The 20,591-nt window shown below is 74.5% G+C and carries 17 protein-coding genes; 14 read left to right on the top strand and 3 right to left on the bottom strand.

From position 1 onward, the window contains the following. Positions 1–71: 71 nt before the first annotated feature. Together FB455_RS04315 and FB455_RS04310 are read left to right on the top strand one after the other, a co-directional pair. A complete protein-coding gene (locus FB455_RS04315) occupies positions 72–2,468 on the top strand; it encodes a ribonucleoside-diphosphate reductase subunit alpha (protein ID WP_145752299.1) in 2,397 nt (798 codons plus the stop codon). Continuing rightward, positions 2,459–3,487 carry a ribonucleotide-diphosphate reductase subunit beta gene (locus tag FB455_RS04310; RefSeq protein ID WP_145752296.1) on the top strand — a complete coding sequence of 343 codons (1,029 nt, stop codon included), beginning with the start codon at positions 2,459–2,461 and terminating at the stop codon, positions 3,485–3,487. Before FB455_RS04315 ends, FB455_RS04310 begins: the two co-directional genes overlap by 10 nt. A gap of 21 nt (positions 3,488–3,508) precedes the next feature. Here the strand turns inward: FB455_RS04310 and FB455_RS04305 are convergent, their stop codons facing one another. Genes FB455_RS04305 through FB455_RS04295 form a run of 3 tightly spaced genes read right to left on the bottom strand, consistent with a single transcriptional unit; the run spans position 3,509 to position 7,415 of the window. Continuing rightward, on the bottom strand, positions 3,509–4,744 hold the full coding sequence (locus FB455_RS04305) for an MFS transporter (protein WP_047891075.1): 1,236 nt from the start codon (positions 4,742–4,744) through the stop codon (positions 3,509–3,511). 38 nt (positions 4,745–4,782) lie between these two features. After that, positions 4,783–6,222: a condensation domain-containing protein gene (locus FB455_RS04300; RefSeq protein ID WP_145752294.1), complete on the bottom strand. Its 1,440-nt coding sequence runs from the start codon at positions 6,220–6,222 to the stop codon at positions 4,783–4,785. 14 nt (positions 6,223–6,236) lie between these two features. Next, a complete protein-coding gene (locus FB455_RS04295) occupies positions 6,237–7,415 on the bottom strand; it encodes a glycosyltransferase (protein WP_145752292.1) in 1,179 nt (392 codons plus the stop codon). 105 nt (positions 7,416–7,520) lie between these two features. Here FB455_RS04295 and FB455_RS04290 point away from each other — a divergent pair, with 105 nt between their 5' ends. From FB455_RS04290 to FB455_RS04235, 12 genes are all read left to right on the top strand, one after another. Further along, positions 7,521–8,795 carry a DegT/DnrJ/EryC1/StrS family aminotransferase gene (locus tag FB455_RS04290; protein ID WP_235437365.1) on the top strand — a complete coding sequence of 425 codons (1,275 nt, stop codon included), beginning with the start codon at positions 7,521–7,523 and terminating at the stop codon, positions 8,793–8,795. A gap of 39 nt (positions 8,796–8,834) precedes the next feature. Then, positions 8,835–10,055: an inositol-3-phosphate synthase gene (locus tag FB455_RS04285; RefSeq protein ID WP_013285783.1), complete on the top strand. Its 1,221-nt coding sequence runs from the start codon at positions 8,835–8,837 to the stop codon at positions 10,053–10,055. Between the two features lie 76 nt (positions 10,056–10,131). After that, positions 10,132–11,376 carry an acyl carrier protein gene (locus FB455_RS04280; RefSeq protein ID WP_145752290.1) on the top strand — a complete coding sequence of 415 codons (1,245 nt, stop codon included), beginning with the start codon at positions 10,132–10,134 and terminating at the stop codon, positions 11,374–11,376. Continuing rightward, a complete protein-coding gene (locus FB455_RS04275; RefSeq protein WP_145752288.1) occupies positions 11,373–12,872 on the top strand; it encodes a class I adenylate-forming enzyme family protein in 1,500 nt (499 codons plus the stop codon). The genes FB455_RS04280 and FB455_RS04275 overlap by 4 nt, the downstream gene beginning before the upstream one ends. Then, positions 12,865–14,112: a type III PLP-dependent enzyme domain-containing protein gene (locus tag FB455_RS04270; protein ID WP_145752286.1), complete on the top strand. Its 1,248-nt coding sequence runs from the start codon at positions 12,865–12,867 to the stop codon at positions 14,110–14,112. Before FB455_RS04275 ends, FB455_RS04270 begins: the two co-directional genes overlap by 8 nt. A gap of 4 nt (positions 14,113–14,116) precedes the next feature. Continuing rightward, positions 14,117–14,371 carry a phosphopantetheine-binding protein gene (locus FB455_RS04265; protein WP_013285779.1) on the top strand — a complete coding sequence of 85 codons (255 nt, stop codon included), beginning with the start codon at positions 14,117–14,119 and terminating at the stop codon, positions 14,369–14,371. Continuing rightward, positions 14,368–15,528: an acyl-CoA dehydrogenase family protein gene (locus tag FB455_RS04260; RefSeq protein ID WP_145752284.1), complete on the top strand. Its 1,161-nt coding sequence runs from the start codon at positions 14,368–14,370 to the stop codon at positions 15,526–15,528. The genes FB455_RS04265 and FB455_RS04260 overlap by 4 nt, the downstream gene beginning before the upstream one ends. Then, positions 15,521–16,621 (top strand): acyl-CoA dehydrogenase family protein, encoded by a 1,101-nt coding sequence (locus FB455_RS04255; protein ID WP_145752282.1) that lies wholly within the window; start codon positions 15,521–15,523, stop codon positions 16,619–16,621. The genes FB455_RS04260 and FB455_RS04255 overlap by 8 nt, the downstream gene beginning before the upstream one ends. Before the next feature lie 68 nt (positions 16,622–16,689). After that, a complete protein-coding gene (locus tag FB455_RS04250) occupies positions 16,690–18,180 on the top strand; it encodes an amino acid adenylation domain-containing protein (protein WP_145752279.1) in 1,491 nt (496 codons plus the stop codon). Then, positions 18,180–18,713 carry a flavin reductase family protein gene (locus FB455_RS04245; RefSeq protein WP_013477193.1) on the top strand — a complete coding sequence of 178 codons (534 nt, stop codon included), beginning with the start codon at positions 18,180–18,182 and terminating at the stop codon, positions 18,711–18,713. Before FB455_RS04250 ends, FB455_RS04245 begins: the two co-directional genes overlap by 1 nt. Further along, entirely contained in the window at positions 18,710–19,579 is an 870-nt protein-coding gene (locus FB455_RS04240) for an inositol monophosphatase family protein (RefSeq protein ID WP_145752277.1), read from the top strand. Before FB455_RS04245 ends, FB455_RS04240 begins: the two co-directional genes overlap by 4 nt. Next, positions 19,563–20,519: a Gfo/Idh/MocA family oxidoreductase gene (locus FB455_RS04235; RefSeq protein WP_145752275.1), complete on the top strand. Its 957-nt coding sequence runs from the start codon at positions 19,563–19,565 to the stop codon at positions 20,517–20,519. Before FB455_RS04240 ends, FB455_RS04235 begins: the two co-directional genes overlap by 17 nt. The last annotated feature ends 72 nt before the right edge of the window (positions 20,520–20,591 follow it).

Genomic DNA, 20,591 nt, shown 5'->3' with positions numbered 1-20,591 from the left:
GCCGGGCCGGCCGTGCGCCGCGCCCGTTGGCGTCTCCCGCCGTCTCCAGACGGTGACAGCGAGGAGAGGTCATGACTGTCGTGCAGGAGAGTCCCCCGTCCGGAACCGGCGGGTCCGAGACCCGCCGGCCGGCGATGCGGGTACGCAAGCGGGACGGCGACACCGAGCCGGTGGACGTCGGCAAGATCGTCCGGGCGGTCGAGCGCTGGGTCGCCGACCTGGACGAGGTGGACCCGCTGCGGGTGGCCACGAAGACGATCAGCGGGCTCTACGACGGGGCGACCACCGCCGAGCTGGACCGGTTGTCGATCCAGACCGCGGCGGAGCTGATCGGCGAGGAGCCGCAGTACTCGAAGCTGGCGGCGCGGTTGCTCGCCGGGTACGTGGACAAGGAGGTCCGCGGACAGGGCGTGGCGAGCTTCAGCCAGTCGATCGCCTACGCGCACGGGCTGGGACTGATCGGCGACGAGACGGCCGCGTTCGTGGCCCGGCACGCCCGCAAGCTCGACGACGCCGTGGACCCGGACGGCGACCTGCGGTTCGAGTACTTCGGACTGCGCACGGTGGCCGACCGCTACCTGCTGCGGCACCCGCAGTCGCGGCTGGTGGTGGAGACGCCGCAGTACTGGCTGCTGCGGGTGGCGTGCGGGCTGTCCCGCACCCCCGGCGAGGCGGTCGGGTTCTACCGGCTGATGTCCAGTCTGGCCTACCTGCCCAGCTCCCCCACGCTGTTCAACTCCGGCACCCGGCACACCCAGATGTCGTCGTGCTTCCTGGTCGACTCGCCGCGCGACGAGCTGGACTCGATCTACGAGCGGTACCACCAGGTGGCGAAGCTGTCGAAGTTCTCCGGCGGCATCGGCATCGCCTGGTCGCGGGTGCGCGGCCGGGGCGCGCTGATCCGGGGCACCAACGGCCGGTCCAACGGCATCGTGCCGTTCCTCAAGACGCTCGACGCCGGGGTGGCCGCGGTCAACCAGGGCGGCCGGCGCAAGGGCGCGGCCTGCGTCTACCTGGAGCCGTGGCACCCGGACGTGGAGGAGTTCCTGGAGCTGCGGGACAACACCGGCGAGGAGTCGCGGCGTACGCACAACCTCAACCTGGCCAACTGGATCCCGGACGAGTTCATGCGCCGGGTCGAGGCCGACGGCGAGTGGTCGCTGGTCGACCCGTCGGACGCCCCGGAACTGCCCGACCTGTACGGCGAGGCGTTCGACGCCGCGTACCGGGCGGCGGAGAAGAACGCGGTCCGCACGGTGCGGGCCCGGGATCTGTACGGGCGGATGATGCGCACGCTCGCGCAGACCGGCAACGGCTGGATGACGTTCAAGGACGCCGCGAACCGGCTGTCCAACCAGACCGGTGAGCCGGGCAACGTGATCCACCTGTCCAACCTGTGCACGGAGATCCTGGAGGTGAACGACGACACCGAGACCGCCGTGTGCAACCTCGGCTCGGTGAACCTCGGCGCCCACGTCACCGCCGACGGGGTGGACTGGGAGCGGCTGCGCGCCACCGTGCGTACGGCTGTGGTCTTCCTCGACCGGGTGATCGACATCAACTACTACCCGGCCGAGCAGGCGGCGGCGTCGAACCCGCGCTGGCGGCCGGTCGGGCTCGGGTTGATGGGCCTGCAGGACGCGTTCTTCACGCTGCGCCTGCCGTTCGACTCGGCCCAGGCCCGGGAGCTGTCCACCCGCGTGCAGGAGGAGATCCTGCTGACCGCGCTGGAGACCTCCGCCGGGCTGGCCGAGCAGTTCGGCCCGCATCCGGCGTACCCGCAGACCCGGGCCGCCAAGGGTGACCTGCACCCGGACCTGTGGGGCGCGGAGCCGGCGCAGACGCAGCGGTGGGCGGCGCTGCGCGAGCGGATCGCCGCGCACGGGCTGCGCAACTCGCTGCTGGTGGCGATCGCGCCGACCGCCACCATCGCGTCCATCGCCGGCTGCTACGAGTGCGTCGAGCCGCAGGTGTCCAACCTGTTCAAGCGCGAGACCATGTCCGGGGAGTTCCTCCAGGTCAACACGTACCTGGTGCGGGAGCTGAAGGCGCGCGGGCTGTGGACGCCGCAGGTCCGCGACCGGATCAAGCGGGCCGAGGGCTCGGTGCAGGACATCACCGAGCTGCCCGCGCCGGTGCGGGAGCTGTTCCGCACCGCCTGGGAGCTGCCGCAGCGGGCGCTGATCGACCTGGCCGCCGCGCGGGCGCCCTTCGTCGACCAGTCCCAGTCGCTGAACCTGTTCCTGAGCGCGCCGACCATCGGCAAGCTCTCCTCGATGTACCTGTACGCCTGGAAGGCCGGGCTGAAGACCACCTACTACCTGCGTTCCCGTCCCGCCACCCGCATCCAGCAGGCCACCGTCGCGCCGGTGCTCGCCCCGGTCTCCGGCGTGGTCTCCGCCGTGAGCGACGACGAGGCGCTGGCCTGTTCCCTGGAGAACCCCGAGAGCTGCGAGGCATGCCAGTGACCACCACCGCACCGACCCGGCACATGCTGCTCGACCCCGGCATGGACCTGACCCTGCGGCCGATGCGCTACCCGCGCTTCTTCGACCGGTTCAAGGACGCGATCAAGAACACCTGGACGGTCGAGGAGGTGGACCTGCACTCGGACCTCGCCGACCTGGCGAAGCTGTCCCCGGCCGAGCGGCACCTGGTGTCGCGGCTGGTGGCGTTCTTCGCCACCGGCGACACCATCGTCGCCAACAACCTGGTGCTCAACCTCTACCAGCACGTCAACTCCCCGGAGGGCCGGCTCTACCTGTCCCGGCAGCTGTTCGAGGAGGCGGTGCACGTCCAGTTCTACCTGAACCTGCTCGACACGTACGTGCCGGACGAGAAGGAACGGTTCGCCGCGTTCGACGCGGTGGAGAACATCCCGTCGATCGCCCGCAAGGCTGAGTTCTGCTTCCGGTGGATCGACTCCGTCTTCGAGCTGCGGGAGCTGCGGACCCGCGCGGACCGGCGGGCGTTCCTGCTCAACCTGATCTGCTTCGCCGCGTGCATCGAGGGCCTGTTCTTCTACGGCGCGTTCGCCTACGTCTACTTCCTGCGCTCCCGGGGCCTGCTCAACGGGCTGGCCTCCGGCACCAACTGGGTGTTCCGGGACGAGTCGATGCACATGGCGTTCGCCTTCGACGTGGTGGAGACCGTACGCGCCGAGGAGCCGGACCTGTTCGACGACGAGATGGAGCGGCAGGTGAAGGAGATGCTGGCCGAGGCGGTGGAGTGCGAGGTGAGCTTCGCCGAGGACCTGCTGGGGCAGGGCGTGCCCGGGATGTCACTGGCCGACATGCGCGAGTACCTCCAGCACGTGGCCGACCGGCGCCTCGCAGTGCTCGGCATCGCCCCCATGTACGGCAGCGGCAACCCGTTCGCGTTCATGGAGTTGCAGGACGTGCAGGAGCTGTCCAACTTCTTCGAGCGCCGGGTGTCGGCGTACCAGGTCGGGGTGACCGGCTCGGTCACCTTCGACGACGACTTCTGAGCGCCACCCCCGCCCCGGCCGTCACGGCCGGGGCGGGACCGGGCTCTCGCCGGGCAGCGCCGTCGCCCGGACCCGCCCGATCAGCGCCACCACGGCGATCGCCATCACGGCCACCACCACGAACGCGCTGCGCAGGTCCAGGGCGCCGGCGAGCAGGCCGATCACCGGCGCCGCGAGCAACGCGCCCGGCCACTGGCCCATCGCCACCACCGAGACGCCCTCACCCGAGGTGAGGCCGGGCTGCTCGCCGGCGAAGCCGAGCACCGTCGGGGTCACGCACGCCAGGCCGAAGCCGAGCAGTCCGAAGCCGGCCATCACCGCGGCCGGATGGGGGTACGCCACCGGCAGCGCCACGCCGACGGTGGCGACGAGCGCGGACAGCCGGACGAAGCGGATCCGCCCGAACCGGCCGGCCAGCCGGTCGCCGAACAGCCGGGCGACGGTGGCGGCCAGCGACAGGCAGGTGTACGTGGCCGCGGCGAGCACCGCGGCAGCGCCCGCGACCTCGGTCGCGTACAGCGCGCTCCACTGTGCGCCGGCCATCTCGATGAACGAGGCGAGGAAGGCGATCACCGCGAGCAGCAGCAGCTGCGGGGTGAACCGGTCGCGCAGCCGCCGCCGGTCCTCGCCGTCCTTCGTCTCCTGCCGGGGCGTATCAGGCAGCCAGCGGTGCGTACCGACCAGCAGCGCTCCCAGCAGGACGCTGGTGACAGCCATCTGCGCCGACGGGGACATCCCGATCGCCGCGGCGCCGGTGCCGCAGAGGCCGCCGGCCAGCATGCCGATGCTGAAGCCGGCGTGGAAGGTGGACAGGATGGGCCGCCCGTAGCGCTTCTGCACCTCGACCGACTGGGCGTTCATCGGCGTGGCCAGCAGGTTCGCCGCGAAGCCCCAGACCGCCAGCCCGCCGACAAGCGCCACCACTGTGGTGGACGCGGCCAGCAGCGGCGCGTTGACCAGGATCAGCGCGGCCCCGGCCAGCGCCAGCCGGCGGGTGTTGATCCGGCTGATCAGCACCGCCACCACGACCAGGGAGACCAGCTCCCCGGCGTTCGTGGCGATGTTGGCCAGGCCCCAGCCGGTGTTGCCGACGCCTACCGCGTCCCGCACCTCCGGCACGCGGGCCGACCACCCGCCGATGGCCAGGCCCATGATGACGAAGAGCAGCGCCACCGACCAGCGGGCCCGTACGGCCGAGCGTGGCACCGGCGGCGCGGGCTGCTCCGTCGTGTGCTGGTTCGTCGAGGTGTCCGTCATGGTCGTCGTACCTCTCTCCGATCGGTCCGTCGGAACTCCTACCCGATCGCGTGGTCGAGGAAGCACGCACCGTCAGGAAGGTGTACCTCCGCCGGGGTGGTCCCGGGGTCGGTGACGAGCGCCGAGACCACCGCGACGTAGTCGTCGACGAGCCCGCGGACGAGGTCGTCGCCGAAGACACCCCGGTTGCGGATCACCACACCGCCGGCCCGGTCGTCGTCCACCACGACGATCGGTGAGCCCCGCTTGACCCAGACGGGCAGGCATTCGGGCGGCACGTCGGCGGCGACCACCGGCGGCGGTGTGCCGGGCGCGGGCCGGGCGGTGATGTCGACCGGCTCCACCCGCAGCCCCGGGCAGTGCAGCACCGGCGACGCCGACGCGGCGGACTGGAACCAGGCGTCGAACAGGTGGTTGTCCGGCCAGGGGCGGATCGCCGCGAAGTCGTGGCGGACCGCCCGGGCCAGCCGGTGGAACGCGGTGGCGTGCGCGACGGCCTCGGCCAGCGAGGCGTGCGCGGCGTCTACCACCGCGCTCATCGGCGCGTCCGCCGCGACCGCGACGGGCAGGTAGACGTTGTTGGTGAACTGGCCGACGAGCTGCCGGGACAGCGGGCTCTCCCGGCCCAGCGTGGTGGTGCCCAGCACCACCCGGGGCCGGCCGGCCCGCCGCGACAGCAGCACCAGGTAGGCGGCGAGCAGCAGCACGTACGGGCTGGTGCGGGCCCGCCGGGCGGCCGGGCGCAGCCGCGCGGTGACCTCGGGCGGGAACGCGAAGCGGGTGGCCACCTCCGCGCTGAGCGCGACGTCCGGCGCCGGTGGCGACGCCGGGAACAACTGGTACGGCTCCACCGGCCGCAGCCGGTCCCGCCAGTACGCGGCCCGGGCGGCGGCGTCGACGCCGTTCCCGGCCTGCTCCGCCTCCTGGAGCGCGGCGAGTGCGGTGTGGTCCACGCCCAGCGGCGGCTGCGGATCGGCTGCGCCGAGCCGGGCCGCGTACGCGTGGCACAGGTCCTCCACCACGACGCGGCACGACCAGCCGTCGGAGACCATGTGGAAGAAGCAGAGCGCGAGCACGTGCTCGGTCTCGGAGAGCCGGACCAGGGCGGCCCGCCACAGCGGCGCCCGGCCGGGGTCGAACTCGTCGTTGCGGTGCGCGTACGCGATCCGCTCGACGCGGGCCTGCTGCTCGGCCGGCGGCAGGCCGGACAGGTCGACGTACTCCAGCGGCGACTCGACGTGCGGCAGGATCCGCACCTCGGGCTCCACGCCGATGCGGTCGAACCGCATCCGCAGCGCGTCGTGCCGGTCCACCACGTCCTGCATCGCCTGCCGCAGCACGTCGACCCGCAGGGTGCCCCGCAGCCGGCGGAACTCCACCACCACGAGGCGGGCGGCACCGGGACGGGCCGGGTCGAGCGCGGTCATGAACTCCCACATCATCTGCTGGCCGGGGGCCAGCGGAAACGTCGTCGGCACTGCGGCTCCCCCCGTCAGGCCGCCACCGGCGGCGCGGCCACCGGCGGGACCGGTCGCCGGTCCACCTCGTCCGGCCGGCGGTCCGCCCCGTCCGGCCGGTAGTCCGTCCCGTCCGGCTGGTAGTCGGCCTCGTCCGGCGCGCGGAAACCGGTGAAGAGCAGGTCGGGGCGGCCGAGCCGGAGCGAGGTGACGAACGCGGCCCCGTCGAACAGCGTCTCGATCGCCGCGCAGGCCACCGACTCGGCCACCGCGCGCGGTCCCCGGTCACCGCCGAGCCGGCCGGGTGTCTTCGCGGCGATCACGGCGGCCGCGACGGCCGGTACCGCGAGCAGACTGCGCCCTCCGCTGCGCCGGGCGGTGAGCAGCCCGGCCAGGGCGGTCACCGCGAGCGTGCTGGCGGTGTTGAGCACGAACCGGCGCCGGTGCGGGTGGGCGAGGCAGAGCCACTGCTCGGAGCGCCCGTACGTGGTGAACCGGTAGGCGACCGCGCGGAAGGTGTCGGCGACGCCGGTGTCGTGGGTGATCACCCCGCCCGGGTCGGTGAGCAGCGCGTAGCCGGCGTCGGTGAGCAGCAGCCCGAGGTGCAGGTCCTCCCCGCCCAGCGGCATCGGGGAGTCCTCCGGGAATCCGCCGACCGCCTCGAAGACTGAGCGTCTCAGGGCCATGTTCGCCCCGGCGCCCCAGGACACGCGCTCGTAGTGCAGCGGCCGGGTCAGGTCGCCGAGCAGCAGGTAGGAGCGGCGCATCACGCGGAAGAACGCGCTGTCGCCGGGCTCGACGATCACCGGGCCGGTGACGCCGGCGACCTCGTCACCGGAGGCGCGCAGCCGGGCCGCGTACCGGGTGATCAGGTCGGCCGGCACGCGGCAGTCGGAGTCGGTGAACAGCAGCAGGTCGTAGCGGGCGTGCCGGACGCCCAGGTTCCGTTTGGCTCCGACGTGCCGGGGGCCGCGCACGTAGCGGGCGCCGTACTCGGCGCAGGCGGCGCGGTGCGCGGCGGCCGCGGCGGGCGCCGAGTCGTCGACGACCACCACCTCCACCGGCTCCGGGCAGTTCGGGGCGGCGTCGCGCAGGCTGCGGAGCTGGCGGCGCATCTCCGCCACCCGGTCCTTGACCGGGATGACGACGGAGACGCCACGCGCGACGGCGCGAGGTTCGGTCGGTTCGCCCACGGGCGATGCGGATCGGCTCATACCCCGAGGTTCGACCACCGGGATACAACGCCGATACACGGCACCGGCCGTGCCGGCTATCGCGTGTGTACCGCTGATGTATCGATGAGCATCAAGGTCGAAGGCATGACGACCTCCATCCCTCTCGACCGGCGGCTCGCCGTGGACGGTGGCCGGCCGGTCCGCCCGCCCGACCGTCCATGGCCACGCTGGCCGATCCCCGCGCCGGACGCCGCCGGCAACCTCTCCGCGGTGCTGACCGGCGGCCGGTGGGCGATCAGCAGCCCGTCGGTCGGCGACGCCGTCCTGTTCGAGCGCCGCTTCGCGGCCGACTTCGCCCGCTACGTCGGCACCCGCCACTGCGTGCCGGTCGACCACGGGTCGAGCGCCCTGGTGGTGGCCCTGGAGTCACTCGGCCTCGGCTACGGCGAGACGGTGCTCGTACCGGCGCTGACCTGGACCGCCTCCGCAACCGCCGCGCTGCGCGCCGGCCTGGTCCCGGTGCTCGTCGACGTCGACCGTGACACCGGCTGCGTCGGGCCGGACGACCTCGACCTGTCGGTGGACCCGCGTGCAGTGGTCGCCGTGCACTGGGCCTCCAACATGGCCGACGTGCCGGCGCTCGACGCGGTCACGAGGCCGCGCGGCATCTCCGTCGTGGAGGACTGCGCGCAGGCCCACGGCGCCACCTGGCAGGGCCGTCAAGCCGGCTCGCTCGGCCGGATCGGCTGCTTCAGCTTCCAGCACGGCAAGGTACTCACCTGCGGTGAGGGCGGGGCCGTGGTCACCGACGACGACACGCTCGCGCCGGTGCTCCAGGAGCTGCGGGCCGACTCGCGCCGCTACCGCGGCGACCGGACGCCCCCGGGGGAACTGGACCTGGAGGAGAGCGCCGGTGTGCAGGGGGCCAACTTCTGCCTGGACGAGTTCTCCGCCGCAGTGGCCTGCGCGCAACTGACCACCCTGGACGAGCAGCACGAGGTACGCAACCACAACTACCGGCTGCTCGGCGAGCTGCTCGACGGCGTGGACGGCGTACGGCTGCTGCGACCCGCGGCGGGGCAGACGCGCATCTCGATCTACGAGGGCACGATCGTCTTCGACGAGCTGCCGGCCGGCATGGACAACGCCGCCGTGGCCGCCGCGCTCACCGCCGAGCTGAGCCGGCGGTTCTACTGCACCGACGAGCCGCTGCACCGCAGCCGGCTGCTCCAGCCGTGGACGAAGCCGCTGCTCGCGCCGCTGGCCGAACGCTTCGCGGCGATCCACCGGGAGCGCACGTACCCCAACACCGAGTGGCTCGCCGCCCACACCGTCCAGACACACCACAGCACCTTCCTCGGCGCCGAACAGGACATGGAGGACATCGCCGCCGCCGTCACCAAGGTGCTCACCCGCTGAACCGCGCCGTCCCGGCGCACCCAGAGAAGGAGTCTTCCCGTGACCGTCACCCAACGCGAGACCTCGCACGCCCCGACCCCGTCCCCCGACACGGACGCGCCCGTCGGCGTGTGGCTCAACGGCGCCCGCGGTTCGGTCGCCACCACCGCGATCACCGGTCTGCTGGCGCTGCGCGCCGGCATGGCCGACTCGACCGGCTGCGTCACCGACACCGGCATGCTGCGCGACGCGCCGCTGGCGAGCTGGAACGACCTGGTGGTCGGCGGGCACGACATCGTCGACACGCCGCTGGAGAAGAAGGCCGAGTCGCTCGTCGACTCCGGGGTCATCCCGGCGCCGGTGCTGGCGGCCGTGCGCGGCAGCCTGCCCGAGGTCGAGCAGAACCTGCGCACCGGTTACGACGCGCGTACCGAGACCGCGCCGCTGGCCGAGGTGGTCGACCGGCTGGCCGGCGACATCGAGGAGTTCCGCAGCCGTTACGGGCTGTCCCGGGTCGTCGTCATCAACGTGTCCTCGACCGAGCCGCCGGCCGACCACCGGCCCGAGTACGACGACCTGGACGCGCTGACCCGCGCCATGGCCGACCCGGACGACAAGGCGCTGCCGGCCAGCTCGGTGGTCGCGTACGCGGCGTTCCAGGCCGGTTGCGGCTTCGTCGACTTCACCCCGTCCACCGGGGCCCGGCTGCCCGCGCTGGAGATGATGGCGCAGCGGGAGCGCGTGCCGTTCGCCGGCTCCGACGGCAAGACCGGGGAGACGCTGCTGCGTACCGCCCTGGCGCCGATGTTCACCTCCCGCGCCCTGCACGTGCTCTCCTGGGCCGGGGTGAACCTGCTCGGCGGCGGCGACGGCGCGACGCTGGAGGATCCGCGCAACGCCCGCAGCAAGCTCAGCTCGAAGTCGGGCGTGCTGCCCGCGCTGCTGGGTGAGGACGTCACCGCCCCGCTGCACATCGACAACGTGCCGGACCTGGGCGACCACAAGACCGCCTGGGACCACGTCTCGTTCGAGGGGTTCCTCGGCGTTCGGATGTCCATGCAACTGACCTGGAGCGGGGTCGACTCCACGCTGGCCGCCCCGCTCGTGCTCGACCTGGCCCGGCTGACCGCCGCGGCGCACCGGGCCGGCCACGTCGGCCCGATCGAGGAGCTGGGGTTCTTCTTCAAGGACCCGATCGGCACCGACGAGCACGCGCTGGCCGAGCAGGCGCAGGCACTCGCCTCCTGGGCCAACGGTCTGGACGGCCGCGCCGGCAGCTGACCTTCGTACCGGCCGCCGGCGCGGCACCCTCCGCGCCGGCGGCCCCGCCCCACGTACCCGCATCGAGGAGTCCCCCATGTCCCACCACGTCCCGAACGCGCCGGACCGGCCGACCACGGATCCGGTGTGGACGCCGATCCTGACCGGCCTGCACGCGACCGCGCTGGACTGTCTCCAGACGAGCTTCGCCCTGCTGGCCGACCACGCGAACGGGTCCGGCAGCCACCTCGCCCTCGGCGCCCGGTACGGGTTCCGCACCCGGGACCAGGACGGCCTGGTCACAGTCGAGGCGACCTCGGACGACCGGGCCGCCGAGGCGGTCGACCTGCTGGGCCTGCGGGTCGAGGGCCGGTGGATGCAGCTCGACGGCCCGCAGGTGCGGCGGCTGTGCGCGCCCGGCCAGCCGCTCTACGTCACCGCCGACGCGTACGACCTGCCCTGGTGCCCCTACCACGAACACGAACACATGCGGCACAGCTTCCTCGTCACGGCCGCCGCGCCGGACGAGGTCACAGTGGTCGACGCGTACCACAACGACACCGCCTGGGGCCCCGCGCGTCCCGGCGTGTGGCGGCTGCCCGCCGCCGCGTTCGACACGGCGCTGGCCGGCGGCGCGCACACCCTGGCGGTGACGGCGCACCCGGCCCCGGAGATCGACGTGCCCGCCATGCTCGCCGGCAACGCCGCCCGGGCCGGCCGGGCCCGCCCGGAGATCGACAACTACCTGACCCGCACCGGCGCCGCCCTGGACACCGTGGCCGGGCTGCACCGCTTCGTCCTCGACGTCTGGCTGCTGGCCCGCGCCCGCGACCTGCACGAACGCTGGCTCGCCGCGGTCGCGCCGGAGGCCGCCGCCGCGCTGGCCGGGCAGGCCGCGCGCTGGCAGCAACTCGCCACGCGCAGCTACGTGGCGCTGCGGCGGGCCCAGGCGGGCCGGCCGGCCGCGCCGGAACTGGCGGACGCGCTCGGCGAGCTGATCGCCGACCACCTGGCCGCGCTGGAGTCGATCGCCGGGCCGCCCGGCACGACCGGCGACGCCGCCGCGCCGCCCGCGCCGGAGAGGGCCGGTGACGACGGGGTACGGGCGGCGGTGCTCGGTGCGCTCGGCGACACCCTGGACCTGGACGGCTCGGCCCTGCGCACCACCGACGTGCTCCGGGAACTGCCCGGCTTCGACTCGTTCCGGCTGGTCGACGTCATCGACCGGGTCGAACGCCGGCTCGGCGTCGAGGTGCCGGCCACCGCGCTGTCAGCGGCCGACCTGCGCGACGTCGGCTCCCTGTGCGCCATGTTCGGCGCCGCCACCGGAGGTGCCCGATGAGTACCGAACTGCTGCACGACCTGCTGGACCGCACCGCCGACGCGCGCCCCGACGCGCCCGCCGTCGGGGACGGGACCGTCGAGTTCACGTACCGTCAGGTGCGGGCCGACAGTCTGCGCCTGGCCGGCTGGCTGCGCGGGCAGGGCGTCCGGCGCGGCGACCGGGTGCTGGTGGCGCTGCCCGCCGACGCGGCCCTGCCGGCGCTGCTGTACGCGGTCGCCCGGGCCGGCGCGGTCTTCGTCGTCCTCCGGACGCCGGCCCCCGAGGTCGCCCTCGCCCACGTGCTCGACGACGCCGAACCGGCCCTGGTCCTCACCGACGACCCGGTCCTGGCCGGCCTGTCCCGCGCCCGCGGCGTCCCGGTGCGCGGCGCGGCCGAGGCGCGCCGCGCCGCGTCCGGCGTGGCCATCGGCGGCGCGCCCGCCGGTCCGGCCCCGCTCGCCGTCGACCCGGTCTGCCTGATCTACACCTCCGGCAGCACCGGCATGCCGAAGGCCGTGGTGTCCACGCACGCCCAGGTCACGTTCGCGGTCCGGGCGATCCAGTCGGAGCTGCGCTACCGGCCCGACGACGTGGTGCACGTCCTGCTGCCGCCGTCGTTCGACTACGGCCTCTACCAGATCTTCCTCAGCACCGTGGCCGGCGCCCGGCTGCGCCTCGGTGATCCCGGGGACACCGGTGGCCGCCTGCTGGCGACCCTCGTCGAGTCCGGCGCCAGGGTGCTGCCCTGCGTACCGTCGCTCGCGATCAACCTGCTGCGGCTGCTCGGCCGGGCCGGCGCGCCGCGCCCGCCGCTGCGCCTGCTCACCAACACCGGCGCGGCCATGCCGCCGGAGGTGCTGGCCGGCTTGCGCCGGCTGCTGCCCGGCCTGAGCGTCCAGCTGATGTTCGGCCTCACCGAGTGCAAACGCGCGGCGATCATGCCGCCGGACGCCGACCTGCGCCGGCCCGGCGCCTGCGGGCGGGCGCTTCCAGGCACCGAGATCTTCACAGTCGACGCCGAGGGGCGGCGTCAGCCACCGGGCGTCCGCGGCGAGCTGGTCGTACGCGGCCCGCACGTGATGGCCGGTTACTGGCGGCGGCCCGAACTGACAGCGCAACGCTTCCGCCGCGCCCACGGACTGTTCCCGCAGCTGCACACCGGCGACCACGGTCACGTGGACGCCGACGGGTACGTCCACTTCGCCGGCCGGCGCGACGACGTCTACAAGGAGAAGGGCACCCGGGTCAGCGCCACCGAGGTGGAGGCCGCCGCGTACCGGGTCGACGGCGTGGACGCGGCCGGGGTGCTGCCGCCGGCCGACGGCCGCGACGGCGCGACGCTGTTCGTGGTGGCCGAGCTGACCCCCGCCGACGTGCTGCGCCGGCTGCGGGAACAGCTGGAGGAGATGAAGGTGCCGGCGCGCTGCGTCGTGCTGCCCGACCTGCCGCTGACCGGCAACGGCAAGGTGGACCGGCGGGCGCTGGCCCGGCTGGCGGGTGAGCACCGTGGCTGACCTGCCCTTCGACACCCCCGCGTACCGCTACGACCTGGCCCGGGTACGCGCCAGCCACACCACCCTGGTCGCCGCGCTGCCCGCGCCCAGCCGGCTGTTCTACTCGCTCAAGGCCAACCCGCACCCGGCGCTGGTCGCGGCGCTGCACACCGCCGGCTGCGACGCCGAGATCTGCTCGCCGGGCGAACTCGCCGCGGCGCTGCGGGCCGGCGTTCCGGGCGACCGCATGCTCTACACCGGACCCGGCAAGCGCGACGCCGAGGTGACCGAGGCGGTACGCGCCGGGGTCCGCTGGTTCTCCGTCGACTCGCCGGCCGGCCTCGACCAGGCCGACCGGATCGCCGCCGCGCACGGCGTCGAAGTGCACTGCCTGCTGCGCGTGAACGACCGGGTGCCCAACCCGGGCCAGGGGCTGACCATGACCGGCGTCGCGTCGCAGTTCGGCGCCGACGTCGACTGGATCGAACAGGAACCGCAGCGGTTCCGCTCCCGCCCGTCGGCCCCGGTACGCGGATTCCACCTCTACACCGGCAGCAACGTCGACTCGGTGGACGCGCTGGTGGCCCAGTTCACCGCGGCGGCGCGTACCGCCCGGCGGCTGCGGGACCTGCTCGGCATCGACCTCACCCTGCTCGACCTCGGCGGCGGCTTCGGCGCGCCGTTCGCCCGGCCCGGCCAGAACGCGGACCTGACCGGCCTCGCCGACCAGGTCGCCACGGCGCTGGACGACCTCTTCCCCGCCTGGCGCGACGGCACCCCCGAGGTGGCCTTCGAGTCGGGGCGGTTCCTCACCGCCACCGCCGGCACGCTGCTGACCCGCGTGCTGGACGTCAAGCGGTCGCAGGGCACGCCGGTGGTGGTGCTGGAGTCAGGCATCAACCACCTCGGCGGGATGTCCGGCCTGCGCCGGCTGCCGCCGCTCGTACCCGCCCTGCACACCGCCGACGGCCGCGACGGCGCGCCGCTGGAGGCCGCGATCGTCGCCGGGCCGCTGTGCACACCGCTGGACACCTGGGCCCGCGCCGCGAACCTGCCCGACGTACGGCCGGGCGACGTGCTCGCCGTGCCGAACGTCGGGGCGTACGGGCTCTCGGCGAGCCTGCTGGCCTTCCTCGGCCACCCCGCGCCGGTCGAGGTCGTCTGCGACGGCGACCGCGTCGTCGAGACGTCCCGGCTGACCCTGACGCGGCACCCGGTCGACACACCGGGCGCCACTGCCGAACCCCGAGAAGAAAGGTGACGTCATGAACGCCGAATTCACCGAACTGCTCCGCCCGTTCCTCAAGTTCGCCGGGCCGGACGAGATCACCGAGGACGCCCGCCTGCGCGACCTCGGCCTGGACTCCATGCGCGAGATCGAGCTGCTGTTCGCCATCGAGGACACGTTCGGGGTCGCCGTGCCCGACGACAAGCTGGTCGACTCCACCTTCGCCACCGCCGGTGGACTGTGGAGCGTGGTCGAGGAGCTGCGCACCCCGGTCGGCGGTGGTTCCCGATGACCGCGGCCGCCGGGTACGCCCCGGCCGTCGAGACCGTCGCCGACATCGCGGCGGAGCACGCCCGCCAGGCCGACGAGAACGCCGCCTTCCCCACCGAGGCGCTGGCCGCCATGCGCCGTACCGGGCTGCTGGGGCTGCTGGTCCCGGCCGCCGAGGGCGGCGCCGGCGGGACACTGCCGGACCTGGTCGACGTCACACTGGCGCTGGGCCGGGTGGACATGTCGGTGGCGATGGTCTTCGCCATGCACTGCCAGCAGGTCGCGGCGATCACCGCGTACGGCGGGGAGAAGCTGCGTGCCGAGGTGCTGCCGGCGGTGGCCCGGGGCGAGCGGTATCTCGGCTCGGTCACCACCGAGGCCGGCAAGGGCGGCCACCTGCTGACCTCCGAGTCGGCGCTGGAGCACGACGGCGAGATGCTGCGGATCGACCGTCAGGCCCCGATCGTGACAGGCGGCCCGTACGCGGACGCCTTCCTCATCACCACCCGCGCGCCGGGCGCCGGCTCGGCCGCCCAGGTGGACCTGGTCTACGCCGACCGGGACCAGGTGGAGATCGAGGTGACCGGCGGGTGGCGCCCGCTGGGCATGCGGGCCACGCACAGCGTCCCGATGCGGCTGCGCGGCGCGGTGCCGCAGTGGCAGGTCATCGGCGAGCACGGCGGGTTCCGGGAGATCGCCACCCGGGTCTTCGCGCCGCTGGCGCACGTGGGCTGGTCGGCGGCCTGGATCGGGGCGGCGGCCGGGGCGTACGGCCGGGTGCTGCGGCACGCCCGCAGCGAGGCGGGACGGCGGCAGTTCGCCCCCTCCTCCGAGCTGGTGCTGCTGCGGCTGGCCGACATCCGCGCCCGGCTGGACGCGGCGCACGCGCTGCTGCGGCACACCGTCTCGGTGGTCACCGACGCGCCGGACATGTCGGCGGCGCCGGTGCAACTGCTGCTCAACACGTTGAAGATCCGGGCGGCCGAGGAGTCCTTCGCCGCCGCCGACGAGCTGGTCGAGCTGACGGGCCTGCGCCACGGCTATCTGACCGACTCGCCGCTGACGCTGGAGCGCACCTTCCGGGATCTGCGCTCGGCCTCGCTGAACTACGCCAACGACCGGCTGCGCCTGGCCAACGGGGCGCTGTCGCTGCGCGACCCGGGGGTGCGTCTTGCCTGAGCCGACGCCCGCCGGGGACGACGCCGCCGCGGTGCGGGCGGCCCTGTCCGGGGTGGACCCCACCGATTCCGGCGCCGTGTGGCGCGCGCTGGGCGTCGCCGGGATCATCGAGGCGCTCTACCCGGACGGCGTCCAGCCGGACCCCCGGCGGCTGTCGGCGTTGCTCACCGAGCTGGACGCCCGGTGCCCGCTCGGCGTGACGCTGTCGGTCTGCGTCCAGGTCGCCACAGTGCTGCCGCTGCTGGCCGGCGCGACCGGCCCGGCGGAGGCCGCGCGACGCGGGATGCTGCGCGGCGAGACGGTGGTGGCGCTGGCCGTCACCGACGCCGCCGGGTCGGGCTCGGACCTGCTCGACGCCACGACCCGGGTGAAGCCCGGCGACGACGGCGCCGTCCTGGACGGCGGCAAGGACTGGATCACCAACGCGACGAGCTGCGATGCGGCGCTGGTGCTGGCCCGGCACCGCGAGGCGCGGCACTTCACCAGCTTCTGCTGGGTGCTGGTGCCCGCCGCCGCGCCCGGCGTGACTGCCGAGTCCGCCGGCCGGGCGTTCGCCGGGTCCGGCGTGGGCCACCTGCGCTTCGCCGGCGTCGCGCTCGACCCGGAAGCCGTGCTGGGCCGCCCCGGCCGGGCGCTGGCCGGGTTCGCCCGGCAGGTCGGCGTCGAACGGGTCGCCGGAGCGCTGTGGGCCCGGGCGATGTGCCACCGGATGCTTGGCGGCCTGCACGACTGGCTGCGGCGGCGGCCGGCCGGGACGGGCACGCTGTGGGACCGCCCGGCGGTCCGCGAGCGGTACGCCCGGTGCCTGGTCGCCACGCACCAGCTCGACGCGCTGTGCGCGCCGCTGCTGGACGCGCCGGCGGCCGTCCCGTCCGCGGTCACCGGGATGCTGCTCAAGGTCAGCGCCGCCGAGACCGTGGACCGGGTCGCCGCCGAGGCGGTGCGCCTGCGCGGCGCGGACGCGTTCCGCGACGGCGGGGAGGCGCAGCTGCGCACCGAGGCGGCCATGTTCGGCATCGCCGGTGGCGCCACCGGCGCGATGCTCGCCGGCATCGCCGACCACGCCGACGAGCTGGTGGGCGCGGTGACCTGAGCGCGGCGTCCCGCGCGCGGTGGCGCCGGAAGACCGATCGACGACAGCACAGTGAAGGGAGCAACGCCGTGAGTCTCTACTCCTGGTTCGAGCGGACCGTGGCACGCGTGCCCGAAGCGGTCGCGCTGGAGGTCGGCGGGGAGCCGGTGACCTACCGCCGGCTGCGCGACCTCGCCGACGGCCTCGCCGGGCGGATCCACGCCGAGGTGGGCCACCGTCCGCGCGCGGTCGGCCTGCTGGCCGCCCGCAGCCTGCCCGCGTACGCCGGTTATCTGGCCGCGCTGCGCGCCGGAGCGGTGGTGGTGCCGCTCAACCCGGCCTTCCCACCGGCCCGCACCGCCCGGCTGTGCCGGGACGCGGGCGTGGACGCGCTCGTGGTCGACGACGCGGGCGCGGCGACCGCGGCGCAGGTCGCGGGCGACGCGGTGACGGTACGCCTCGACGGCGCGCCCGCCGCCCCGCCGCCGGCCGCGCCGGTGGCACCGGACGACGTGGCGTACCTGCTGTTCACGTCCGGCTCGACCGGGCGGCCCAAGGGCGTGCCGGTCCGGCACCGCAACGTGGACGCGTTCCTCGCGTACTGCCGGGACCGCTACCCGGTCGGCCCGGGTGACCGGCTGTCTCAGACCTTCGACCTGACCTTCGACCCGTCCGTGTTCGACATGTTCGTCGCCTGGGGCGGCGGCGCCACGCTCGTGGTGCCACAGCCGGACGAGGTACTGACGCCGGTGCGGTTCGTCAACGAACGACGGATCACGCACTGGTTCTCGGTGCCCTCGGTGGTCTCGCTGGCCCGCCGGATGCGGATGCTCTCCCCCGGCGCCATGCCCGGCCTGCGGCACAGCCTCTTCGCCGGCGAGCCGCTGACGCTGGAGCAGGCGCGGGCGTGGGCCGACGCGGCGCCGGGCAGCGTGGTGGAGAACCTCTACGGTCCCACCGAGCTGACCGTGACGTGCACCGGTCACCGGCTGCCGGCGGATCCGGCGGCCTGGCCGGCGACCTCCAACGGCACCGTCCCGATCGGCGACGCGCACCCCGGGCTGGACGCGATCCTGCGCGCCGAGGACGGCACCGTCGGCGTGGACGACGGTGAGCTGTGCGTGCACGGGCCGCAGCGGTTCGACGGCTACCTCGACCCGGCCGACGACGAGGGCCGGTTCGTCACGTACGCGGACCGCCGGTACTACCGCACCGGTGACCGGGTCCGCCGCGAGCACGGCACGTTCGTGCACCACGGGCGCCTGGACGACCAGGTGAAGCTGCGCGGCTACCGGATCGAGCTGGGCGAGATCGAGATGGTCCTGCGCGGCCACCCGGGGGTGCAGGACGCGGTGGTGCTGGCGTTCGGCACGGGTGACGACCTCTCCCTGCGGGCGGTCTACACCGGCGCCGCCGGGATCACCGACGAGCTGACCCGCAGGTGCGCCGAGCGCCTGCCCGCCTACATGGTGCCGGCGCGGATCCACCACGTGGCCGCGCTGCCCACGAACGCCAACGGCAAGACCGACCGGCGGCGGGCCGCCGACCTGGTCGGCAGCGCGACGAGAGGAGCACGGTGATGACCGGCACAGGGAACGGACAGGACCAGGAGCGGGCGTTCCGGTCGGTGGCCGGGCGCTTCGCCACCGGGGTGGCGGTGGCGACCGCCGTCGGGCCCGACGGCCCGGTGGGGATGACCGTCAACTCGTTCACCACCGTGTCGCTGTCGCCCCGGATGCTGCTGGTCTGCCTGCGGCGGGACTGCCGGCTGCTCGGCGCGGTGCGTCGTACCGGCCGGTTCGCGGTGACTGTGCTCGGCGACGACCAGCGCGAGGAGGCGGCCTGGTTCGCCAGCCGGGGCCGCCCGGCGGGCGCCGACGGCTTCGCGGGTGTGGCCTACGACGACGAGCGGGCGACCGGCTGCCCGCGGCTGACCGACGGGGTGGCGTACTTCGGCTGCGAGGCGGTCTCCGCCGACCCGGCCGGGGACCACGCGGTACTGATGGGCGCGGTCCGCTCGGCGGGCCTGCTCCGGCCGACCCCGCCACTGCTGTTCGTGGACGGCGACTACGCAAAGGTCGCCGCGCCGCGGGAAGCGCAGGTGGCGCGATGAGCATCGGCGCCGCTCCCGGCGACCTGCGCCACCTGAGCCTGCGCGCGGCGCGGGCCGGGGCGGACGCGATCCGCGAGGCGCGGGGCCGGGGCTTGCAGACCGAACACAAGGGCGGCGCGGCCCAGGACCCGGTGACCACCGCCGACCACGCCAGCGAGCGGGCCATCCTCGGCCTGCTCGCCCGGGACCGGCCGCAGGACGCCGTCCTGGCCGAGGAGTCCGGTGCCAGCGCCGGCTGCTCCGGGCTGCGCTGGATCGTCGACCCGCTCGACGGCACGCTGAACTTCAGCCACGGTGCGAGCCGGTACGCGGTGAGCATCGCGGTGGCGACCGGCTGCGACGTGGGCGACGGCCAGGTGGTCGCGGCCACCGTCCTGCAACCGGCCACCGGCACCTGCCTGGTGCTCGACGACGGCGGCGCGCTCGACGGCGACGCCCCGGTCGCGGTCAACCGGGAGGCCCGGCCGGGGCACGCCCTGGTGGCGTTCGCGGTGCCGAACGCGCCCGGGCCGCGACGGCGGGCGTACCAGGCGCTCGTCGGCGTCGCGCCCCGGGTCGCCGACCTGCGCAACACCGGCTCCACCGTCTGCGACCTGGCGGCCGTGGCCCGCGGCGAACTGGACGCGTTCGTCAGCTTCGACCCCGCGCCGTGGGACATCGCGGCCGGCGCGGCGCTGGTCGAGGCCGCCGGCGGGGTGAGCCGGCGGTGGCGCCACGACGGGTTCGAGGTCTTCGGCACCGGCGCGCCGGCCGTGGTGGCCGCGCTGGCCGGCTGGCTGGGCGACGACGGTACGGACGGCCGCGACGGCACCGACGACATCGACACCGACGAGGAGAGGGGAACCGACGATGACCGGCAGCGATGAGTTCCGGCTGGCGCTGGTGGGGGCGGGCCGGATGGGCCACCACCACCTGCGCGCCCTGGCCGACCACCGGAGCGTCCGGATCCGGTACGTGGTCGATCCGGTTCCGGCGGCACGGGAGGCGGTCACCGCGGCCGGGCTGCCCGCGTACCCGAGCGTGGAGGACCTGCTCGCGGACGCCGTGCCGGACGGTCTCCTGGTGACCGCGCCCACCGGGCGGCACGGCGCGCTGGTCGCGGCCGCCGCCAAGGCCGGGCTGCCGGTGCTGTGCGAGAAGCCGGCCGGGCTCGACCCGGCCGGGGCGGCCGAGGCGGGGCGGGTCGCCGCCGCCGCCGGAATCCCGTTCCAGGTCGCCTACTGGCGCCGGTTCGTCCCGCATCTGTGCCGGCTGCGGGAGCGGATCGCCGGCGGCGAACTCGGCGAGGTGCTGTTCGTGGCCGCGGCGCAGTGGGACGGCGAGCCGCCCGCGGCGGCGTTCCGCACCGGCAGCGGCGGGATCTTCGTGGACATGGGCGTGCACGAGTTCGACCAGATCCGGTGGCTGACCGGGCAGGAGATCGACCGGGTCGCGGTGCAGCCGGCCGGTCCGGTAACCGACCCGGCGGTACGCGGCCGGGACGTGGACAGCGCGCAGGCGTTGCTCGGCCTGTCCGGCGGCGGCACCGCGCTGGTCTCGCTCGGCCGGCACCACCGCGGCGGCGACATGGCGACGGTGGAGGTCTTCGGCACCCGCGACCACGAGCGGCTGGCCTTCCTCGACCCGGCCGACGGGGACGCCACCATGTACGCGGCCCTGGCCCGCCAGGCGGAGGACTTCGCCGTGCTGGTCCGGGAGGGCCGGTCGGCGGGCGCCGGGGTGACGGACGCGGTGGCGGTGCTCGACGCGGCGCGGCGGGCGACGGCGCAACTGACTCCGGGTCACGAAGTACACACCGATCAGTGATTACTTGCACCATCTGGGAGCGATGCATTCCCCGGCCGAAGGTGGGAAACCCAGCCTTACACACCACACTGT

This window comes from Micromonospora sp. CNZ296, from assembly GCF_007827635.1.
Note: the sequence above shows the minus strand (reverse complement) of the source record. Positions and strands in the feature narration are given on the sequence as shown.